Origin of the sequence: Kluyvera huaxiensis (assembly GCF_040149365.1) — a bacterium.
GTDB classification, from domain to species: Bacteria; Pseudomonadota; Gammaproteobacteria; order Enterobacterales; family Enterobacteriaceae; genus Kluyvera; species Kluyvera intermedia_A.
This window is the reverse complement of sequence record NZ_JBEFLV010000076.1, coordinates 1-221: the sequence shown is the minus strand read 5'-3', so window position 1 is coordinate 221 and position 221 is coordinate 1. Positions and strand designations below refer to the sequence as shown.

The window sequence follows — 221 nt, the reverse complement described above, 5'->3', positions numbered from 1 at the left end:
CTGGCAACAAAGGATAAGGGTTGCGCTCGTTGCGGGACTTAACCCAACATTTCACAACACGAGCTGACGACAGCCATGCAGCACCTGTCTCAGAGTTCCCGAAGGCACTAAAGCATCTCTGCTAAATTCTCTGGATGTCAAGAGTAGGTAAGGTTCTTCGCGTTGCATCGAATTAAACCACATGCTCCACCGCTTGTGCGGGCCCCCGTCAATTCATTTGA

Annotated in this window: 1 rRNA gene; it reads right to left on the bottom strand. The window is 50.7% G+C overall.

The features are described 5' to 3' along the window. A 16S ribosomal RNA gene (locus tag ABOC97_RS23990) occupies positions 1 to 221 on the bottom strand; the annotation flags it as partial.